17 protein-coding genes and 3 tRNA genes are annotated in these 19024 nt (G+C 63.5%); 9 read left to right on the top strand and 11 right to left on the bottom strand.

What is annotated here, in order from left to right; translation table 11 throughout:
* Window positions 1-14: 14 nt before the first annotated feature.
* From HWX53_RS05370 to HWX53_RS05355, 4 genes are all read right to left on the bottom strand, one after another.
* Entirely contained in the window at window positions 15-1031 is a 1017-nt protein-coding gene (locus HWX53_RS05370; RefSeq protein ID WP_175939768.1) for a flippase-like domain-containing protein, read from the bottom strand.
* On the bottom strand, window positions 1028-1840 hold the full coding sequence (locus HWX53_RS05365; protein WP_175939767.1) for a 2OG-Fe(II) oxygenase: 813 nt from the start codon (window positions 1838-1840) through the stop codon (window positions 1028-1030). The genes HWX53_RS05370 and HWX53_RS05365 overlap by 4 nt, the downstream gene beginning before the upstream one ends.
* Window positions 1837-2568 (bottom strand): CDP-alcohol phosphatidyltransferase family protein, encoded by a 732-nt coding sequence (locus HWX53_RS05360; RefSeq protein ID WP_175939766.1) that lies wholly within the window; start codon window positions 2566-2568, stop codon window positions 1837-1839. The genes HWX53_RS05365 and HWX53_RS05360 overlap by 4 nt, the downstream gene beginning before the upstream one ends.
* 95 nt (window positions 2569-2663) lie before the next feature.
* A complete protein-coding gene (locus tag HWX53_RS05355; protein WP_175939765.1) occupies window positions 2664-3383 on the bottom strand; it encodes a DUF4136 domain-containing protein in 720 nt (239 codons plus the stop codon).
* 178 nt (window positions 3384-3561) lie between these two features.
* On the opposite strand from HWX53_RS05355, the gene pepN reads away from it, so the two are divergent.
* From pepN to HWX53_RS05330, 5 genes are all read left to right on the top strand, one after another.
* On the top strand, window positions 3562-6288 hold the full coding sequence (gene pepN / locus HWX53_RS05350; protein WP_175939764.1) for an aminopeptidase N: 2727 nt from the start codon (window positions 3562-3564) through the stop codon (window positions 6286-6288).
* Window positions 6289-6438: 150 nt separating this feature from the next.
* Window positions 6439-7458, top strand: coding sequence for a class 1 fructose-bisphosphatase (locus HWX53_RS05345; RefSeq protein ID WP_175939763.1), 1020 nt, complete (start codon window positions 6439-6441; stop codon window positions 7456-7458).
* A 53-nt stretch (window positions 7459-7511) separates the two neighbouring features.
* A tRNA-Thr gene (locus HWX53_RS05340) sits at window positions 7512-7587 on the top strand.
* A 612-nt stretch (window positions 7588-8199) separates the two neighbouring features.
* The gene (locus tag HWX53_RS05335; protein WP_175939762.1) at window positions 8200-8349 is read left to right on the top strand and encodes a hypothetical protein; all 150 of its coding nucleotides are present in this window, start codon (window positions 8200-8202) and stop codon (window positions 8347-8349) included.
* 217 nt (window positions 8350-8566) lie between these two features.
* Window positions 8567-9166, top strand: a complete 600-nt coding sequence (locus HWX53_RS05330) for a chorismate mutase (RefSeq protein WP_175939761.1) — start codon at window positions 8567-8569, stop codon at window positions 9164-9166.
* Here the strand turns inward: HWX53_RS05330 and HWX53_RS05325 are convergent.
* A complete protein-coding gene (locus tag HWX53_RS05325; protein ID WP_175939760.1) occupies window positions 9085-10317 on the bottom strand; it encodes an exonuclease domain-containing protein in 1233 nt (410 codons plus the stop codon). The two genes, HWX53_RS05330 and HWX53_RS05325, sit on opposite strands and share 82 nt — an antisense overlap.
* Before the next feature lie 655 nt (window positions 10318-10972).
* Between HWX53_RS05325 and HWX53_RS05320 the strand changes: the two genes are divergently transcribed.
* Window positions 10973-11212, top strand: a complete 240-nt coding sequence (locus tag HWX53_RS05320) for a hypothetical protein (protein WP_175938248.1) — start codon at window positions 10973-10975, stop codon at window positions 11210-11212.
* Window positions 11213-11740: 528 nt separating this feature from the next.
* Window positions 11741-12877: a porin gene (locus tag HWX53_RS05315; RefSeq protein WP_175939759.1), complete on the top strand. Its 1137-nt coding sequence runs from the start codon at window positions 11741-11743 to the stop codon at window positions 12875-12877.
* A gap of 81 nt (window positions 12878-12958) precedes the next feature.
* Here the strand turns inward: HWX53_RS05315 and greB are convergent, their stop codons facing one another.
* Window positions 12959-13510, bottom strand: a complete 552-nt coding sequence (gene greB, locus HWX53_RS05310) for a transcription elongation factor GreB (RefSeq protein WP_175939758.1) — start codon at window positions 13508-13510, stop codon at window positions 12959-12961.
* A gap of 154 nt (window positions 13511-13664) precedes the next feature.
* Between greB and HWX53_RS05305 the strand changes: the two genes are divergently transcribed.
* Window positions 13665-13741, top strand: a tRNA-Arg gene (locus HWX53_RS05305).
* 87 nt (window positions 13742-13828) lie between these two features.
* Window positions 13829-13905 (top strand) — tRNA-Arg (locus HWX53_RS05300).
* Window positions 13906-13971: 66 nt separating this feature from the next.
* Here HWX53_RS05300 and HWX53_RS05295 read toward each other — a convergent pair.
* From HWX53_RS05295 to HWX53_RS05275, 5 genes are all read right to left on the bottom strand, one after another.
* Window positions 13972-14463, bottom strand: a complete 492-nt coding sequence (locus tag HWX53_RS05295) for a phage protein NinX family protein (protein WP_175939757.1) — start codon at window positions 14461-14463, stop codon at window positions 13972-13974.
* Window positions 14464-14526: 63 nt separating this feature from the next.
* A complete protein-coding gene (locus HWX53_RS05290; RefSeq protein WP_175939756.1) occupies window positions 14527-16923 on the bottom strand; it encodes a bifunctional (p)ppGpp synthetase/guanosine-3',5'-bis(diphosphate) 3'-pyrophosphohydrolase in 2397 nt (798 codons plus the stop codon).
* 105 nt (window positions 16924-17028) lie between these two features.
* Entirely contained in the window at window positions 17029-17232 is a 204-nt protein-coding gene (gene rpoZ / locus HWX53_RS05285) for a DNA-directed RNA polymerase subunit omega (protein ID WP_006025620.1), read from the bottom strand.
* 69 nt (window positions 17233-17301) lie between these two features.
* Window positions 17302-17976, bottom strand: coding sequence for a guanylate kinase (gmk, locus tag HWX53_RS05280; RefSeq protein WP_175939755.1), 675 nt, complete (start codon window positions 17974-17976; stop codon window positions 17302-17304).
* 9 nt (window positions 17977-17985) lie between these two features.
* Window positions 17986-18915: a YicC/YloC family endoribonuclease gene (locus tag HWX53_RS05275; protein ID WP_175939754.1), complete on the bottom strand. Its 930-nt coding sequence runs from the start codon at window positions 18913-18915 to the stop codon at window positions 17986-17988.
* Window positions 18916-19024 lie beyond the last annotated feature (109 nt).

Genomic DNA, 19024 nt, shown 5'->3' with positions numbered 1-19024 from the left:
CCTTCGAGGGTGAATCAGTCGATATCCGGCACGCGCGCAAGACGACGGCGCTGCCAGCCTTTTTCAACGAAATGCAGATAGACGATGCCCGGCACGCCGAGCAAGAGCTCGCGGGCGCGCTTAGCGAGCGAGAGCGCCAGCGCCGTTTCGGGCGGCAGGCCGACGAGGCGCGCGAGCAGCAGATAACCGCCTTCCTGCACGCCGAGCGAACCGGGAATGGCGAACGCGGCGCCGCGAATCGCCTGGCCGAGACTTTCGAGCAGCAGCGCTTCGGTCCAGCCGACCGGATGCCCGAGCAGATCGAGCACGATCCAGACTTCACCCGTGCCGACGATCCAGCCGAGAAGGCTCAGGCCGAAGCTCGCCGCCACCTTGCCGCGCTCGCGATACAGCGCGTGCACTGCCGTATCGACCGCCTCGGCGCGCGTGACGAGCGACGACCAGTCGCGCTTCTTCGAAAAGCGCGCGGCGATGCCGGACGCAAAGCGCATCGCGCGGCCGAAGAGACCGCGCCGCTGCGCGAGGTAGAAACCGAAGATCATCGCGCCGATCACGCCGACGACCGCGAGCACCGCAATCGACACGACCGTCGACGAGCCGCCCGCCGCGTAGCTCGTCAGCAGCACGACGCCGACGAGCGCGAAAAGGAGCTGCGCGACGGTCTGCATCGTCGTGCTCACGGTGATGACGGCGGCGGCGTCGCGCGCGCGCATGCCGCGCTGCGAGAGATGGCGGACCATCAGCATGGGCCCGCCGATTTGTCCGGCGGGCATCAGGCTATTGACGGATTCGCCCGCCCAGCGCGCGAGCAGCGCGTCGCGCAGCGTGACGTCGCGTTCATTGCGGGAGAAGAGCACGCTGATCGCGCCCGCGTCGAGCACGAGCGGCGCGAAGTGAAACGCGGCCACCGCGAAGATGCCCCAGCCTGCGGCGGCGAGCGTCGACGCCACCGAGCCGAAGCCTTGCCAGCCGAGCAGCGCGATGAACAACACCACGCCGATCGACAGCAGAAACGTGCCCGCGCGGCTCATGCCTGTCCGTTCTTGCCGCCTTTGCGGCGAAAGACCTGCTTAAAGCCAAAGTACGCGATGGAGTCCTTCATGTTCGAGATGAACCGCTGGAACGGCCGCATCTCCGGGTTCGTGACGTACTCGAACGTGAGCGACACGCGCATCTCGTTTTCGCCGAGCGGCGTGACGCGATGCCGGAGCTTGTCGCCATCGAAGAACACCAGCGCGCCGGGCGGATACTGCACGGAGCCTGGCTGCGGCGTCGCGTTCGGCGTGCGCGTGTGCAGTTCGTAGTCGAGACGGCACGACGAGTCGTCGATCACGCCGAGCAGCATGGTGTAGCGGCGGCCGTTGTAGTACGACGTGTCGTAGTGCCAGCCGATGTGATCGCCGGGGCGCGTGTAGAAATAAAGCGCGTAGGCGTGAGGATCGTCTTCGGGCGAGAGTTGCAGCTTGTCGCCGCTCACCGCCTCCAGCCACTTGATGAGCGCTTCCGAGCGGTACAGGTCCGCGATGAACGGCGCGAGCTTGTCGAGCGTGTGTCGGCTTACGCTTCCGCCCGCCTTGTGGCCCGGCAAGTAGTTGCGGTTCACGGCCGGCATCACGTCGTGCACGGCGGAGATCAGGCGTTCGGTGTAGTCGCGCGGCAGGAAGTCGTCGAGATAGAGGAAGGAGCCTTGTTTCTCGTAGTCCGCATGCAGCTTCGGCGTGGGCAGGGAGGCTAGGCGCCCGTTGAGGGTCGCGTCGATATCGCGTGGCGACGGGCGGCCCGCGTGGTCCGCCTGTGCGTGTCGAGGTTGCTGGTTGACCGGAGTTGCCGTATCGCTCATCTCACCGCCTGAAAATCGTTGCCGTCCTTGCGCGCGGCGTGCGCCGTCTGTGCCGTCTGTGCCTTCGCGCGTACGGTGGCTTCGGCGCGCACGCGGCGCGTCACGCGCCGGTAGTCCACCGCGACGAACACCGCGAACAACGGCGCGCCGATGGCCGCCGCGATCAAGAACGGCGTCATGCCGTTCAGCACCGTCACGACCGGCAGCAGATACAGCACGTCTTCGGTTTCGAAGCCGGCGACCGTTGCCTGCTTGGTGCCGGACTTGCCGACCATCGACTCGATGCGCATGCGCAGGAAGAAAATGAGCGCGACTGCGACGCCCGCCACGCCGCCGAGCCACTGCGCGGCCGTCGCATACGTAGGATGATGCACCGCGACGTAAAAACCGATGCCGGCGAAGAGCAGCACGGTCACGAGCGCGTCGCACGCAAGGTCGTAAAAGTGTCCGATCTTACTCGACTGACCGCTGATGCGCGCAAGCTCGCCATCCGTGTGATCGACGAAATTTGACAGCGCGATCAAGAGCGCGCCGAGCGAGCACAGCCAGAAGTCGCCGAGCGAAAGGTAGTACGCGCCGCCGAGCCCGATGGCGAGGCGAACGGTCGTCAGATGATTCGGCGTGACGGGCGTGCCGACGAGCGGCGTGACGAGGCGGCGGGCGAGCCGGGCGTCCCATGTGGCGGGCTCGGGAACGGCTTTCGGACGGGGCGGACACGGTTTTGTCATGACCGCGAATATATCGCTTATTGACCGCCGCTGCATATATTGCGGCGCGGCCGAATGCCCTGTCCTGGCGCGTCTCGGCGTGCCGCGAGCCACCGTCACTCCGCGGTTTTGGGCGCTGTTGCAGGCGCCGGCGCGGCGCCGCTCGCCGTCGAATCGAGCGATGCCGCCGTCTCGTTGCCGACGCCGCCGTTCTTGTCCACCGGCAGCGTCACCGTGCGCACCGTGCCGTTGCCGAGCGGGAAGTCGGCGAGCGCGCTGCGGGCGAGATACGGCATCGCGCGATACAGCGAGGCGTCGTCGGTCGAATTGACCGCCGTCACCTTGTAGACCTCGCGTCCGGTCGCGCGCTCGGTCATGCGGATCTGCAGCGCGTGAATATAGACGGGGTAACTCTGGTCCACATAGCCCGTCGGGCCCCACGGGCCGTATGGACCGAAGCCGCCCCACGGCCCCCAGAACGGGCGGCCGTAGTAGCCATAGTACGGCCACGGATCGTAATAGACGGGCCTGCGCACCGTCACGAGGTCGCCGCGTACAGAATACGCGAGCGCCACCTGATAATGCGCGCCCGCTTCCGGCGTCTGCTTGAACGCGTATTTCGCCAGTTCGCTCGCGACGAGCGTCTCGTAAGTCTTCTGCTCGATGCTGTTCTGCTGGTCGTCACCGCGGGCGAACGCATAGGTGCGCGTGGCGTCGCTGCCGGTCCAGTCCGAGAACGCGGTCACCTGCGTCTGGACGTAGGTCGTGCAGCCCGCGAGCCACAACGCGCCGGGCAGGCAGGCGGCGCGCATCAGCCGATGGGTCGAGACGTTCATGGCCATCCTCATTTCGTTGACTGCGCTTGGGCGAGCGTCGAACGGCGGCGCCGGACTCACCGGACTCACGATAGCCAACCGTTTTGTACAATGGTTCGACCTGCGGAGCCCGCGTTCGTGCCGTACTTCTGTCGCACATGATCGAGCGGGCCGCCACTCTCACCGAGATGATCTTGCCATGTCCAACACGCCCGCACCGACCGCATCCGCTGTGATTCGCCGCGAGGACTATACGCCGCCTGCTTTTCTCATCGATTCGGTCGCGCTGGAATTCGAGCTCGTGCCGTCGCGCACGGTCGTGAAGAACACCATGCGCCTGCGCCGCAACCCGGACGCGCCCGGCCATGCGCCGCGCCTCGAACTGATCGGCGAGCAACTGGAGTTCGTGCGCGCGGCGATCAACCGCGCGGCGCACGCGGATGTTCAAATCAACGAGAACGGCCTGTCGATCGGCGATCTTCCCGGCGACGCGTTCGAACTCAGCATCGAAAGCATCTGCAATCCGGAGCAGAACACGACGCTCTCCGGTCTTTATGTGTCGAGCGGCAACTTCTTCACGCAATGCGAGGCCGAAGGCTTCCGGCGCATCACCTACTTCCTCGACCGTCCGGACGTGATGGCCACCTACACCGTCACGCTGCGCGCCGACAAGGCGGCGTATCCGGTGCTCTTGTCCAACGGCAATCTGATCGAGGAAGGCGATCTGCCCGACGGCCGTCACTTCGCCAAGTGGGAAGATCCGTTCAAGAAGCCGAGCTATCTGTTCGCGCTCGTCGCGGGCAAGCTCGTCGCGCTGGAAGAACGCATCAAGACCGGCTCGGGCAAGGAAAAGCTGCTGCAGGTGTGGGTCGAGGAACACGACCTCGACAAGACGCGCCACGCGATGGATTCGCTCATTCACTCGATTCGCTGGGACGAGAAGCGCTTCGGGCTGGAACTGGATCTCGACCGCTTCATGATCGTCGCGGTGAGCGACTTCAACATGGGCGCGATGGAGAACAAGGGTCTCAACATCTTCAACACGAAGTACGTGCTCGCCAATCCGGAAACGGCGACGGACACGGACTTTTCGAACATCGAGGCGGTGGTCGGCCACGAGTACTTCCATAACTGGACCGGCAACCGCGTGACGTGCCGCGACTGGTTCCAGTTGAGTCTGAAGGAAGGGCTGACGGTGTTCCGCGATCAGGAATTCTCCGCCGACATGGCCGCAGGCGACGCCGATGGCGCGGCGAGCGCCGCGGCCCGCGCGACCAAGCGCATCGAGGACGTGCGCGTGCTGCGGCAGATGCAGTTCGCCGAAGACGCCGGCCCGATGGCGCATCCGGTGCGCCCGGAGAGCTACGTCGAGATCAACAATTTCTACACGATGACCGTCTACGAGAAAGGCTCGGAAGTCGTGCGGATGTATCAGACGCTGTTCGGCCGCGACGGCTTCCGGCGCGGCATGGACCTCTACTTCCAGCGCCACGACGGCCAGGCCGTGACCTGCGACGACTTCCGTCAGGCGATGGCCGACGCGAATCATCGCGACCTCGCGCAATACGAGCGCTGGTACAGCCAGGCGGGCACGCCGCGCGTCACCGTGCGCGCGTCCTACGACGCCGCCAACAAGAAGTACACGCTGACGCTGACGCAAGGCTACGGCGAGACGTCCGAAGCCGCCCGCGCGACGCAGAAGGGGCCGCTTCTGATTCCGTTCGCGGTCGGTCTGATCGGCGCGAACGGGGCGGATCTGCCGCTGCGTCTTGAAGGCGAAAAGGAGCCGAGGGGCACGACGCGCGTGCTCGAATTCACGGAGCGCGAGCAGTCGTTCACCTTCGTCGATGTCGCCGAGGCGCCCCTGCCCTCGCTGTTGCGCAATTTCTCGGCGCCGGTGATCGTCGAATTCGACTACACCAACGAACAGCTCGCCTTCCTGCTCGCGCACGACAGCGATCCGTTCAACCGCTGGGAAGCCGGCCAGCGCCTCGCCACGCGCGAGTTGCTCGCGCTCGCCGGGCGCGCGGCGAAGGGCGAGACGCTTTCGATCGACGACGAAGTCATCGCGGCGTTCGCGCAGGTGCTCGACGACACCACGCTCACGCCCGCTTTCCGCGAACTCGCGCTGATGCTGCCGTCCGAGAGCTATCTCGCCGAGCAGATGAGCGTGTCGGACCCGGCCGCCGTTCATGCGGCGCGCGTGTTCATGAGCCGCCGGCTCGCGTCGCAGTTGCGCGACAAGTGGCTCGCCGTCTACGAGGCGAACCGGACGCCGGGCGAGTACCGGCCGACGCCCGAAGACGCCGGCAAGCGCGCGCTCAAGAATCTGGCGCTCGCGTATCTCAGCCAAGTCGACGATCCGAGCGACGCCGTGCGTCTCGCGCAAAAGCAGTACGACGACGCGAATAACATGACGGACCGCTCCGCCGCGCTTTCGGCGCTGCTGCTTGCCAGCGCGACGGCAGGCGCGGACCCGACCGTCGCTGATGCGGCGCTCGCGGACTTCTATCGCCGGTTCGAGAAGGAGGCGCTGGTGATCGACAAGTGGTTCGCGCTTCAGGCGACGCAGCGCGGCGGCGACGAGCGTAAGGTGATCGAGATCGTGCGGCAGCTGATGCAGCATCCGGCGTTCACGCTGAAGAACCCGAACCGCGCGCGCTCGCTCATCTTCAGCTTCTGCAGCGGCAATCCCGCGCAGTTCCACGCGGTCGACGGCTCCGGCTACGCGTTCTGGGCCGAGCAAGTGATCGCGCTTGACGCGCTGAATCCGCAGGTCGCGGCCCGCCTCGCGCGCGGGCTCGAAATGTGGCGGCGCTTTACTCCGGCGCTGCGCGAGAAGATGCACGCGGCGTTGAGCGAAGTCGCGTCGAAGGCGAAGTCGCGCGACGTGCGCGAAGTGGTCGAAAAGGCGTTGGCGGCGTAACCGCGCTCTACCCGATCAGTGGCCGTCGCGCGATGTTTCGCGCGACGGCCATTCTTGTTTATGGCGGCCACGGCCGGTGCTGTCACATAGGCGAGCAGGATCGAGCGGTTAGAATCGTGAATATTCGTCTAACGCTCACCGGAGCCCAGCATGTCCTCCATTTCCAGCCGTACCACGCTCACGAAGTATCTGATCGAGCAGCAGCGCGAACACCAGAACCTGCCGGCCGACCTGCGTCTTCTGATCGAAGTCGTCGCGCGGGCCTGCAAGCAAATCGGCTATCAGGTGAGCAAAGGCGCGCTCGGCGATGCGCTCGGTTCCGCCGGCAGCGAAAACGTGCAGGGCGAAGTGCAGAAGAAGCTCGACGTGCTCTCGAACGAAATCCTGCTCGAAGCCAACGAATGGGGCGGCAACCTGGCCGCGATGGCATCGGAAGAGATGGAAAAGATCTTCCCGATTCCGAACCGCTATCCGAAGGGCAACTATCTGCTGACGTTCGATCCGCTCGACGGCTCGTCGAACATCGACGTCAATGTGTCGATCGGCACGATCTTCTCGGTGTTGCGCTGCCCGGACGGCGCGGACCCGACGGAAGCGGTCTTCATGCAGCCGGGAAGCGCGCAAGTGGCCGCGGGTTATGCCGTGTACGGGCCGCAGACGGTGCTGGTGCTGACCACGGGCAATGGCGTCAACTGCTTCACGCTCGACCGCGAACTCGGCTCGTGGGTGCTGACGCAGCGCGACATGCAGGTGCCGACCGAAACGCGCGAATACGCGATCAACGCGTCGAACAGCCGCCACTGGTACGAGCCGGTGCAGCGCTACGTCAACGAACTGAACGAAGGTAAGGACGGTCCGCGCAAGGAAGACTTCAATATGCGCTGGATCGCGTCGATGGTCGCGGACGTGCATCGCATCCTGAATCGCGGCGGCATCTTCATGTACCCGGCCGATAAGCGCACGCCGGATCGCCCGGGCAAGCTGCGCCTCATGTACGAAGCGAACCCGATGGCGTTCATCGTCGAGCAGGCGGGCGGCGCGGCGACCGACGGCGAGCGGCGCATTCTCGATATCGTCCCGACGAGCCTGCACCAGCGCGTGCCGGTGTTCCTCGGCTCGAAGAACGAGGTCGACCGCGTGACCCGCTACCATCTCGAAAAGAAAGTTTGATTCAGGGTCTTGCCAAATCGAGAATGTGGTCGCTATAATCTTGTTTCTCTGATGCCGGAATAGCTCAGACGGTAGAGCAGCGCATTCGTAATGCGAAGGTCGGGGGTTCGATTCCTCTTTCCGGCACCACAAGATTCGAGCAGCAAACCAAAACCCGCGTTCATGCAAATGACGCGGGTTTTTGTTATTGGCGGTCTCGTACGCCCGGTGCGAGCCGCCCCTCCCCCTCAGCGCGCACTTTCCCACACTTCTCGTCTGACTTCGATTTCGGTTCGCGGCGCAAATACGCAAACGCATTTCGCATTTGCGCAGCCGGCTTCTCTGAATCGCGCGATATGTGCGCTTTCGTACAACGACGAGCCATTTTCCGCTTTGCACCACAGCGACAACGAAGGTTTCCCGGTATCGTTATATCCATAGAGGAAAGGCTTCGAGTTAGCGTGGACAGAGCGCAGAGCCCGGCGCGACGGGGCTCTCCGGCGTCTCAGCGGCTCGGTCCACTGCGGTTGTTTTTGCTAAAACTTAAGTAAGCTGACTCGCGTATCAGCGCAAATTACCGACCGCCGCACGAACGGTCATATGCTTGATCGGTTCCCGCGGTTTCGCGCTCAAGCCGAACCCACTCCGAACCGATAATGCTTAATCAGAGGATCAGCTAAATCGGTCATTGCGGCGGCGCACGAGAAAGATGGCAGCCGCAATCGCCAGTAATCGATGTCGATGTCACCCGAGGAGAGAACCATGGACGCCAAACCGACGAAAATCCCGACGCCCGACAAGGTGCATTGTCCGGACCCGGAGCCGGTAGCCGTCGAGTTTCTCGCGACCGAACTGCCCGAGCACGTGCGCGCGTTCTTCGACGAACAGCGCAAGCTGGCTTCGGTCAAGTAGGCGGTCGCGCTGAACCATCACGCCGCCGTCGTGAAGACGACGCCCGGTGCGCGCGGCGCGCACGGACTTCGCAGTCCGCATATGGCGCTCGCCAGGAAGCGTCACGCCCTCTCCTTCTGAAACGAGTCGGGCTGACGCCTGGCTTCGCTCGTCCGATCTCCCGCCCGCACGACTCCGCGCCTGCGCTATGCTGGCGCTTTTGCGAGCCGCCCAGACGATGCGCCGATCGGCCCTCTCTCCTCTTTCTCGCCTGACCATCGCCTGCACGCTGCTGTTCGCGGCCGCCGCGCCCGCGCAAGCGGACGGCGACGACACCGCGTTCACCAATCTCATCGCACTGGTCTCGCAACGCTTAGCACTCGCAGAACCGGTCGCCCGCTACAAGTGGGCGCGCCACGAGCCGATCACCGACGCGCCGCGCGAAGCTGCACTGCTCCGGCATGTGGACGAAAGCGCGCGCGCCGCGGACATCGATCCAGAATTCGCGCAGCAGTTCTTTCGCGATCAGATCGACGCGAGCAAGGACGTGCAGAACGCGCTGTTCGCGAACTGGCGGGCGCTCAAGGCCGCGCCCGAAGGTTCGCCGCCCGATCTCGCCACCGAGACGCGCCCGAAGCTGGATCGGCTGACGAGCGCGCTACTGACCGCGCTCTCGCGTATCGAGCCGATGCGCCACGCCGATGACTGTCCGCTGCGCCTTGCCGACAGCCTCGCGCGCTGGAAGCACGTAACGCGTTATGACTCGTCGATGAACGCGCCGCTCGGGCGCGCGTTGTCGCACGTGTGCGCGGCCGGGGGCGTCGGCGCGGTCGGCTGACGTTCGAAAGTCAAGCTCGTCGCCACATCTTGCCGCAACGGCACGAACGCGAGACCGCGAGCCAGACGTTCGCCGAGAATACGGTAGATGGCCAAGTCGAAACGCGCAGGTTCGCCCTTCCCCCGCAACTCGCGCGCTTGATCGAGCGTCCCGGCGGCGCCGAAGTACTGCCAGTTGTCGATCACATGCCATGCTCGTTGCCCGCTCGCCGCGTCGCGTTCCTCGATCGCGATGCCGCCTGCGTGCGGCCACGGCATGCCGCGCGCGTCACCGGCACGGGAATTCGGCGCGCGGTTGAGCGATGGTTGCAGCGTCGCGATCATCTTCGCTTCGGCAAGCATCGCGCCGATTTCGCCGCCCGTCGCCTTCCATTCGACGCGCCGCACGAGGGCGGCCAGGCGCAGGTCCTTCGCTGACCGGCGCGGTCCCGTCAGATGCGAACGCACGCGCTGACGCAAGCGCACGCTGCGGCCGACATAGAGCGGCGCGTCGTCGTCGCCGAAGAACACGTACGCGCCGCAGCCGGCCGGAATGCGCTCGATAGTGTCTTCGTCGATCTGCGCCGCGAGCCGGAAGCGGCGCGTCACCCGGCCCACGTGCTCCGCCAGTGTCTCGGGCGCGTGCGCCCGATGCAGATGCTGCCAGAACTGCCACAGCAGATCCGCATCGGCGAGCGCGCGATGCCGGGCGGCGGGCACGAGCGCGTGACGTTCGACGAGCGCATCCAGACCGTGCCGTGTTTCGGCCGGATACACCGCCCGCGACAGTTGGACCGTGCACAGCACGTCCGGCACGAAGCGCATGCCGATGCGCCTGAACTCGCTCTTCAGAAAACTGTGGTCGAAGTGCGCGTTGTGCGCGACGAAGAGCCGCCCGTCCATCCGGTCGAGCAAGCCGGCCGCGAGTTCGGCGAAGGTGGGCGCGGCTCGCACCATCGCGTCGTCGATGCCGGTCAGCTGCTGAACGAATGCGGGAATCGGGCGCTCCGGATTCACGAGCGACGTCCACTGCGACACCCCTTGCGGCCCGGCCTCGACGATTCCGATTTCAGTGATGCGATCGACGCCGAACGTGCCGCCTGTGGTTTCGAGATCGACGAAAACGAGAGGAGTGGAAGGCAGTGCGAGCGCGGGAGGGAATTGAGGGTGCATCGTGATCGGAGGCAATGCGGCGGCTGTTTGGCCGTGCAACGGGGTTTTCTGAATTGCCCATTCTAACGCACTGGTATCTCGGAGGCGTCGGTCGAGCGGGCGTCGTAGGCATTTCACCGAATATCTTGAGGGTATCAGCGTAAGTAGTTTCACGGATTTACCCGGATATTATGGAGTCGCAGCGGCGAGGGCCTGCGTTGACCAGTTGCGGAATACCTAGGATTTCGTGGTTTGCAATTTCGTATAAACCCCGAGTCGCTAGATTCACACTCGAATACTGTCCGGAAATTCGGCGTGGTAGGGGCGCCGCGGCCTTGCGCGGCCGGAGCCGCCGTACGCTGCAGGCCCACTGGGCCGTTGCCCGTGCGCCGTGACCCCGCAAGGACGAGCGCTAAAATCGCCAGCCCGATTAACTTCGCATTAACCGTGAGCGCGAATATCCGATCTGTCGTTGCTTTGACTCGCTTAATTATCCGGAGCGATGATACACAACGGCTCTAATCGTGTTAATCGATCCAGTCGACTCCTGACCGATTAAGTCTCACAAGTTCTGAATTCCGCTTCGAAAGAATAAGTGTTAACTCGCCTTGCCCGATTCTCTCCGCGAGAGGATCATCGAAATCAGAATGCCATGCAATGAACGGGAGGATCGACGATGAAGCACTTAACGCGATTCGCGCAATGGCTGACATCACTTGTCGGTCCGTCTATTTCGCCGGATGCGCCGTCGATATCGCCATTCGCGTTCGAACCCGGATGGCATGGCGACCACTGGCAGAACCTGCTTGCATCGCCGATGGACGCCCGCCGCTACGTGATGGAGGACTGGGCGACGCCGTTGGACGACGACCTGGTGCCGGACTCGGACCGAGCCGTCGGCTTGCAGCCGCTTTGATGGCGCACCACGCAGAGAAACCGGCAAAAAAAAGCGCGACCGATAGGCCGCGCTGACAAAGTTTGGAGATCTTTTCCGTCAACGAAAAAGTCTGCTTCGAAAAGCAGAAATGACAGTATAGCCACGGCCATCGCAATCATTACCCTCAAGCGCAGCAAACTTCTGTTGCCGATTCCTCAACAATCCCTTTTCTGGACTTGTCCGATTGCCTAAGCACGCAAACCGTGTCGCACATCTGCAACGCGAATTGGTTGACACTTAATCGCGGGACACTTTATTCGACGATAAATCACTGAAATAAAAGAAGAAAAACGCCTCTTCCGATCATTGCTAATCGGAGAATGATTTATTGCGCGAAGTGGAACGCTCCGTCTGTAACGCCGTCTTTACACTTCGTCTGGTCCGGAAACAAATGTGTCGCCGTCTGCGGCACGTTGCTCCTCCGACCGCGCCTCTCGCAGCCGGTCGCAGGGAGGTTTCCTCAAAGCCTGGGTTCCTTAGGCCCAATCTGCTCTCGGAGTTACAAAGATGAAAAAGACTCTCATGGTGGCAGCCCTCACGGGCGTCTTCGCTACCGCCGCTCACGCGCAAAGCAGCGTCACGCTCTACGGCCTGATCGATGCGGGCATCACCTACACGAACAATCAGAACGGCCACAGCAACTGGAAGGCGACGAGCGGCTCGGTCAACGGCAGCCGTTGGGGCCTGCGCGGTTCGGAAGACCTGGGCGGCGGCCTGAAGGCGATCTTCACGTTGGAGAACGGCTTCAACATCATGAACGGCCAAGCCGGTCAGAACAGCCGTGAGTTCGGCCGTCAGGCATACGTCGGTCTGTCGAGCAACCAGTTCGGCGCCGTGACTCTCGGCCGTCAATATGACTCCGTGGTCGACTTCCTCGGGCCTCTGGCTCTGACGGGCACGCAATACGGCGGCACGCAGTTCGCCCACCCGTTCGATAACGACAACCTGACCAACACGTTCCGCGTCAACAACTCGGTCAAGTACACGAGCGCGAACTACGCTGGCCTGAAGTTCGGCGCGCAGTACGGCTTCTCGAACGCCGCTGGCGGCTTCTCGAACAACCGCGAATACAGCGCGGGCGTGTCGTATAACTATGGTCCGTTGAACATCGCGGGCGCTTACCTGCAACTGAACAACGGTAACAACCCGCTGCAAGCCGGCGGCGCAGTGAGCAACGACGCTCCGTTCGTTGCAGGCCGTCAGCGCATCTTCGGCGGCGGCATCAACTACGCGTTCGGCCCGGCGACGGTCGGCTTCGTCTTCACGCAGACGATGCTCGACAACGCGACGCAGATCAGCTCGGTCGGCACGCAAGGCGCCGCGCCGCTGAACCTGACCAACGGTCACGTCCGCTTCACGAACTACGAAGTCAACGGCCGTTACAACCTGACGCCGGCTCTGTCGCTCGCAGCGAACTACACTTACACGAACAGCCGTATCGACGGCGTGGCGCCGAAGTGGCACCAGGTCGATCTGCAGACGGCATACGCGCTGTCGAAGCGTACGGACGTGTACCTGCAGGGCGAATACCAGCACGTGTCCGGCACGGACGGCACGAACCTGGGCGCGACGATCAACGGCGTTGGCGTGTCGTCGACGGAAAACCAAGTCTCGGCAACGGTTGGCGTTCGTCACCGCTTCTAAGCCTCGACTGCAGTTCTGCTTGGCAAAAAGCCGCTCTTCGGAGCGGCTTTTTTTCGTCTGTACGCCGACGCGACGCGCGAACTAGCGCGGATACCGCACGTCGAGAATATCGATCTGCTGCACGCCCGCCGGCGTGTGCAGCGGCACCGTATCGCCGATACGCGCCTTCAAAAGCGCCCGCGCGACCGGCGAGATCCAGCTCACGTGCCCGCGGTCCAGATCGACCTCGTCGACGCCGACGATCGTCACCGTATGCACGATGCCGTCGTCGCCCGCATAGTCCACCGTCGCGCCGAAGAAGACCTGATCGACGTTCTCCTGCTTGCGCGCATCCACGACCTCCGCGAGATCGAGCCGCTTCGTCAGAAAGCGGATGCGTCGGTCGATCTCTCGCAGGCGCCGCTTGCCGTAGATGTAATCGCCATTCTCCGAGCGATCGCCGTTCGACGCCGCCCACGACACGAGCTTGACCACTTCGGGGCGCTCGTTGTCGAGCAGTTGCAGCAACTCGTCGCGCAGCCGCTGATGGCCTGCAGGCGTGATGTAGTTCTTCGCGCCGGCCGGCACATCCGGCTGGGCCAGTTCGAGATCGTCGTCACTCTCGTCCGATTCTTTTACAAATGCCTTGTTCATGGTGCAAACCGATTCCGGAATTCCGCGCATTGCGCGCTGAGTGTGTAGAGGCGTGTAATCGTCAACTTACCACGACGCTCGCCGGTCTCAGCCACTTTTCGGTCAACGCCTCTTCCCTTTTCAAACAGGCTTGGCTATAATTCCGCTTCTGCGTGCGGCTGTAGCTCAGTTGGATAGAGTACTTGGCTACGAACCAAGGGGTCGTGGGTTCGAATCCTGCCAGCCGCGCCACTTATTCCGGTGTTTCGCTTTCAAGCGGCGCACCAAGCGCTTAACCAAAAGCGCGTTGAAGTCACGAGTAGTAGTACCGTTTTGCGTGCGGCTGTAGCTCAGTTGGATAGAGTACTTGGCTACGAACCAAGGGGTCGTGGGTTCGAATCCTGCCAGCCGCGCCACTTTTGAAGGGCCTTCCATCCGGAAGGCCCTTTTTGTTTTGGCCGCGCGTTTTGCGACGCTGACCGTCAGGGCCGTGGCGGCGACTTGATATCGCCGATGCGCGCGTTGGGCGCCGGCACGTCCTCCGCCGAGATGAACGCCGTCGGCTCGCTGATCGCTTCCGCGCGCGTGCCGAGCAAGGTCTGCGGATGCCGCAGGTAGACATCCTCGACCGTATCGCCGAACGAATGCCGCACGAACGCGCGCAAGAGCGCCACGCGCAGCGACGGCCCCCGCGCGTGCACCGGCTCGCCGTCCTTGCCGAACGTCGCCGTGCATTCCACTTCCCCGCGCCCCACGTCGCTCATTTCGAGCCGGCAGGCGCGCTCCAGCACGACAGAGGCGGCCTCCCACGACGTCGACGGCAGAAACCGCCCGTCCCACGCCTTGCCGCGGTCGTTACCGCGGATCGAGAGCGTCGTGCCGCTGTCGGTGAAGTGGATTTCCCTGATGAAGTCGTGAAGGCCGCGCGCCACCCAGTAATCGAGCGTGGGGCCTTCGAGGTCGGATGTATTCATTTCGGCGCTCTCCATGCTTTCGGTCGACTGACGACCGCATGCACGCCGCGTTCCCGCGCCGGATCAGTAGTCGGCGCGTTCCCGGTCGATGCGCATGCCGCCGTCCTGATTGCGATGATGCGGCTCGTCGCTCGGACGCTCGCGCGCAATGCGCATCACGTCCAGATTCGTGCGCACGCGACGCATCACATTCGCGAGATGCACGCGATCGCTCACCTGAATGACGAAGCGCAGCAGCTTCGCTTCCTGCGAGACGTCCTCGTCCATCGCGATGTGAACGATGTTCGCGTCCGCCGACGTGATATCCGCCGCCACGCGCGCGAACACGCCCTTCGTGTTCTTCACGAGCACCTTCACGGCGACGTCGAAGAGACGCCCCGGCTGCGGCGCCCACGCCACATCGATCCAGCGCCCCGGATCGCGCCGATGGATGCGCTGCGCGACGCGGCATTCGGTCGTGTGGATCGCCATGCCGAGCCCGATGCCGATATAGCCCATGATGTCGTCGCCGGGAATCGGGCGGCAGCACGGCGACAGTTGCACCGACATGCCTTCCGTTCCCGTGATGACCACGGGCGGCGCGGTATTGGTGTTGTGGTGCTCGCGATGCGGATGATCCTCGTCGTCCGCGATGCCGTTCATCAACACTTCGATGCGCTTGGCCATCACGGCCGCCACGCGCCGGCCGAGACCGATATCCGCGAATATTTCCTGGCGCGTCTTGTTGCCGGTCCACAGCACGAGCTTTTCCCAGACCTCCGGCGTGACGTCCGACAGCGCGAGACCGTAGCCTTTTAGACTTTGATCGACGAGCCGCTCGCCGAGCTGCACGGATTCGTTCAGGCGCATCGTCTTCAGATAATGACGGATGGCCGAGCGCGCCTTGCCGGTGCGCACGAAGCCGAGCCACGCGGGATTCGGCTTCGAGTACGGCGCGGTGATCACTTCGACGATATCGCCGCTCTTCAACTCCGTGCGCAGCGGCAGCAGTTCGTTGTTGATCTTCACCGCGACGCATTGATTGCCGAGGTCGCTGTGAATCGAATACGCGAAGTCGAGCGCCGTCGCGCCGCGCGGCAGCGGCATGATCTTCGACTTCGGCGTGAACACATAGACCGCGTCCGGGAACAGGTCGATCTTGACGTGTTCGAGGAACTCACTCGAATCGCCCGCTTCGCTCTGGATGTCGAGCAGCGACTTGAGCCATTGATGCGCGCGCTTCTGCACGTCGTTCAGATCCGCGCCGCCGTTCTTGTAGAGCCAATGCGCCGCGACGCCTGCCTCGGCGATCTCGTGCATCTTGCGCGTGCGAATCTGGAACTCGATCGGCGCGCCGAACGGCCCGACGAGCGTGGTGTGCAACGACTGATAGCCGTTGACCTTCGGAATCGCGATGTAATCCTTGAACTTGCCCGGCACGGGCTTGTAGAGCGCATGCAGCGCGCCGATGCACGTATAGCATTCCAGCGCGCTTTCCACGACCACGCGAAAGCCGTACACATCCAGCACTTGCGAGAACGACAACTGCTTGTCCCGCATCTTCTTGTAGATGCTGTAGATGGTCTTTTCGCGGCCGGTGACTTCGGCGCTGATCTTCGCGTCCGCGATCGTGCGCTGCACCGCTTCGAGAATCTTGCCGACCACTTCACGCCGATTGCCGCGCGCCGCCTTCACCGCTTTTTCGAGCGTGGCGTAGCGGTTCGGATTGAAGTTCGCGAAGCTCAAGTCCTGCAACTCGCGATACGTGTTGTTAAGGCCGAGCCGATGCGCGATCGGCGCGTAGATATCGAGCGTTTCGCGCGCGACGCGCCGACGCTTCTCCGGCGGCACCGCGCCGAGCGTGCGCATGTTGTGCAGCCGGTCGGCGAGCTTCACCAGAATGACGCGCACGTCGCGCGCCATCGCGAGCAGCATCTTGCGGAAGTTTTCCGCCTGCGCTTCCTCGCGGTTGCGAAACTCCATCTTGTCCAGCTTGGACAAGCCGTCGACCAGTTCCGCGACCTTCGCGCCGAAACGCTCGGCGATTTCCGTCTTGGTCACGCCCTGATCTTCGATCACGTCGTGCAGGAGCGCGGCCATGATCGATTGCGCATCCAGCTTCCAGCCCGCGCAGATTTCCGCGACCGCGACCGGATGCGTGATGTACGGCTCTCCGCTCTGGCGATATTGCCCGAGGTGCGCTTCGTCGCTGAAATGGAAAGCCGCCTTGACTTCCTTGATCTCGTCGGCGGAGATGTAGCTTGCCAGCGCGTTCGTCAGATTCGCGATGGAAACGACATCGTGCTTGCGCGGCTGCTCCGGCGTGGCGGTCGGCCCGAACAGATGGCGAAACGACTGTTCGAGCACCGCGTCGATGTACTTGCGCGCCGCGTGCGGCTTGTCGGCATCGAGAAGCGAATCCTGATCGATCTCGATGTCCGGGTCCACTGAAGCGGAGACGGGCAGCGGTGTCTGACTCATGTTCGCCTCCGTGTTCGTCTGACGCGCCGCTTATCCATCAGTTGCGCCGGGTTTGCAAAAAGTGAAACGGATGAAACGGGTAAAAGAGGTCGAAAGAACCGCCCGTCAGACGGGCACTTTCTTCAGCATTTCGACGCCCACCTGCCCCGCTGCGATTTCGCGCAGCGCGACGACGGTCGGCTTGTCGCGGCTTTCGATCTTCGGGGTGTGGCCTTGCGCGAGCTGACGCGCGCGATACGTTGCCGCGAGCGCGAGCTCGAAGCGGTTCGGAATTTGTTTCAGGCAGTCTTCGACAGTGATGCGGGCCATGTTTGTATCCTTCTCGATGTGGGTTTTATTCTACCTTATGTGACCGATACGACTCGGCCACCGCTCGCGTCATTGCGGGTGCGTGGGATGAATGCCGAGCTCGACGAAAAGCTGCGTGTGACGCGCGTATTGCGAGGTGAAGCGCAGGCGCGTCGCGGCAACGAGACATCGCAGTTCGTTGAGCGCGCGATCGAAATTCTCGTTGATGACGACATACTCCGCTTCCGACGCATGCGCCATCTCGCTGCCTGCCGCGAGCAGCCGCCGCACGATCACGTTCGGCGCATCCTGGCCGCGCTTCTTCAGGCGGTCTTCGAGCGCATCCAGCGAAGGCGGCAGAATAAAGATCTCGACCGCATTGCGAAAGCGTTTCTTGACCTGCTGCGCGCCCTGCCAGTCGATTTCGAGCAGCACGTCGTGGCCCATTTTCATCTGGTCCTCGATCCACAGGCGCGAGGTCGCGTAGTAGTTGCCGTGCACTTCCGCGCTTTCCAGAAACTCGCCCTTGTCGTGCCGCTCCATGAATTCATCGACGGACACGAAGTGATACTGCACGCCGTTGGTCTCGGCCGGGCGCGGGTCGCGCGTCGTGTACGAGACGGACAGGCGAATGGCCGGGTCCTGCGCGAGCAGCGCGTTCACGAGCGTGGACTTGCCCGCCCCCGACGGCGCGACGACCATGAACAGGTTGCCGGGATAAATGCCCGTGTACGTGCTATGCGAGCGGTGCGTGGTGTTCGGCATGATCGAGCGTTACTCCAGATTCTGTACTTGTTCGCGCATCTGTTCGATGAGCAGCTTCAGCGTCATCGACGCATCCGCGAGTTCCTTGGCGGCCGCCTTCGAGCCGAGCGTGTTCGCTTCGCGATTGAGCTCCTGCATCATGAAGTCGAGCCGCTTGCCGACCTTGCCGCCCTTTTGCAGCACGTGGCGCGTTTCCGTGAGATGCGCGCTCAGGCGCTGCAACTCTTCCGCGATGTCGATGCGAATGCCGTACATCGTCACTTCCTGACGAATGCGCTCGGCGATTTCATCGCGCGGCACGCTCGTCGTCGTGGCGTTGTCCGACGTCGCGATGCCGAGCGCGTCCTGCAGGCGCTCGACGATCTTCTGCTGATGCTTCGCGATCAGTTCGGGCACGAGCGGCGTGATGCGCGCGACGATCGCTTCCATCTCCGTCACGTTGTTGATGAGCACATTGGCGAGCGCCGCGCCTTCGCGCGCGCGGACTTCGATGAGATCCGCGATCGCCTGCTTGGCGCACGCGAGCACCGCTTCGCGCAGCGTGTCCTGCGAGACCGAGCTTTCCGCGAGCACGCCCGGCCAGCGCAGGATCTCGCCGGTGCGCATGCGTTCGGCATCCGGGAAAATATCGAGCACCGCTCGCTCCAGCGTGGCGAGTTGCGTGAGCGCGTCGCGATTGAGCGCGCCGGCATTGGCCGTCTGCTCGACGCGATTCAGGTTGATGCGAATATCGACCTTGCCGCGCGAGAGCTTCGTCATCAGCATTTCGCGCATTTGCGGCTCGGTGGCGCGCACGTCTTCGGGCATGCGGAAGTTCAGGTCGAGAAAGCGCGAATTCACCGTGCGCAATTCCACCGAAACGCCGACGCCTGCGCCGCCCGCGCCGTCCGCGACGACTTCGCGCGTCGCGCTGGCATAGCCTGTCATGCTGTAGATCATGGTACGTCTCGCGATGTGCGCCTTCGCTTGCAGAAGGCCGGTTCAACGAAACGCCCGGCGCGAATGAAGGTGCGCTGGGATTGGCACGCGTTTGGCCGCCGGGCGATGA

Source organism: Caballeronia sp. BCC1704, from assembly GCF_902833455.1.
Taxonomy (GTDB): domain Bacteria; phylum Pseudomonadota; class Gammaproteobacteria; order Burkholderiales; family Burkholderiaceae; genus Caballeronia.
Note: the sequence above shows the minus strand (reverse complement) of the source record. Positions and strands in the feature narration are given on the sequence as shown.

Bases quoted from the DNA above. Each gene is read 5' to 3' on its own strand.
- HWX53_RS05365 (WP_175939767.1), bottom strand. From the start codon at position 1,840: ATGAGCGATACGGCAACTCCGGTCAACCAGCAACCTCGACACGCACAG.
- greB (WP_175939758.1), bottom strand. From the start codon at position 13,510: ATGAACAAGGCATTTGTAAAAGAATCGGACGAGAGTGACGACGATCTC.
- pepN (WP_175939764.1), top strand. From the start codon at position 3,562: ATGTCCAACACGCCCGCACCGACCGCATCCGCTGTGATTCGCCGCGAG.
- HWX53_RS05330 (WP_175939761.1), top strand. From the start codon at position 8,567: ATGCGCCGATCGGCCCTCTCTCCTCTTTCTCGCCTGACCATCGCCTGC.
- HWX53_RS05290 (WP_175939756.1), bottom strand. From the start codon at position 16,923: ATGAGTCAGACACCGCTGCCCGTCTCCGCTTCAGTGGACCCGGACATC.
- HWX53_RS05295 (WP_175939757.1), bottom strand. From the start codon at position 14,463: ATGAATACATCCGACCTCGAAGGCCCCACGCTCGATTACTGGGTGGCG.
- HWX53_RS05345 (WP_175939763.1), top strand. From the start codon at position 6,439: ATGTCCTCCATTTCCAGCCGTACCACGCTCACGAAGTATCTGATCGAG.
- HWX53_RS05370 (WP_175939768.1), bottom strand. From the start codon at position 1,031: ATGAGCCGCGCGGGCACGTTTCTGCTGTCGATCGGCGTGGTGTTGTTC.
- rpoZ (WP_006025620.1), bottom strand. From the start codon at position 17,232: ATGGCCCGCATCACTGTCGAAGACTGCCTGAAACAAATTCCGAACCGC.
- HWX53_RS05360 (WP_175939766.1), bottom strand. From the start codon at position 2,568: ATGACAAAACCGTGTCCGCCCCGTCCGAAAGCCGTTCCCGAGCCCGCC.
- HWX53_RS05275 (WP_175939754.1), bottom strand. From the start codon at position 18,915: ATGATCTACAGCATGACAGGCTATGCCAGCGCGACGCGCGAAGTCGTC.
- HWX53_RS05320 (WP_175938248.1), top strand. From the start codon at position 10,973: ATGAAGCACTTAACGCGATTCGCGCAATGGCTGACATCACTTGTCGGT.
- HWX53_RS05355 (WP_175939765.1), bottom strand. From the start codon at position 3,383: ATGAACGTCTCGACCCATCGGCTGATGCGCGCCGCCTGCCTGCCCGGC.
- HWX53_RS05325 (WP_175939760.1), bottom strand. From the start codon at position 10,317: ATGCACCCTCAATTCCCTCCCGCGCTCGCACTGCCTTCCACTCCTCTC.
- HWX53_RS05315 (WP_175939759.1), top strand. From the start codon at position 11,741: ATGAAAAAGACTCTCATGGTGGCAGCCCTCACGGGCGTCTTCGCTACC.
- gmk (WP_175939755.1), bottom strand. From the start codon at position 17,976: ATGCCGAACACCACGCACCGCTCGCATAGCACGTACACGGGCATTTAT.
- HWX53_RS05335 (WP_175939762.1), top strand. From the start codon at position 8,200: ATGGACGCCAAACCGACGAAAATCCCGACGCCCGACAAGGTGCATTGT.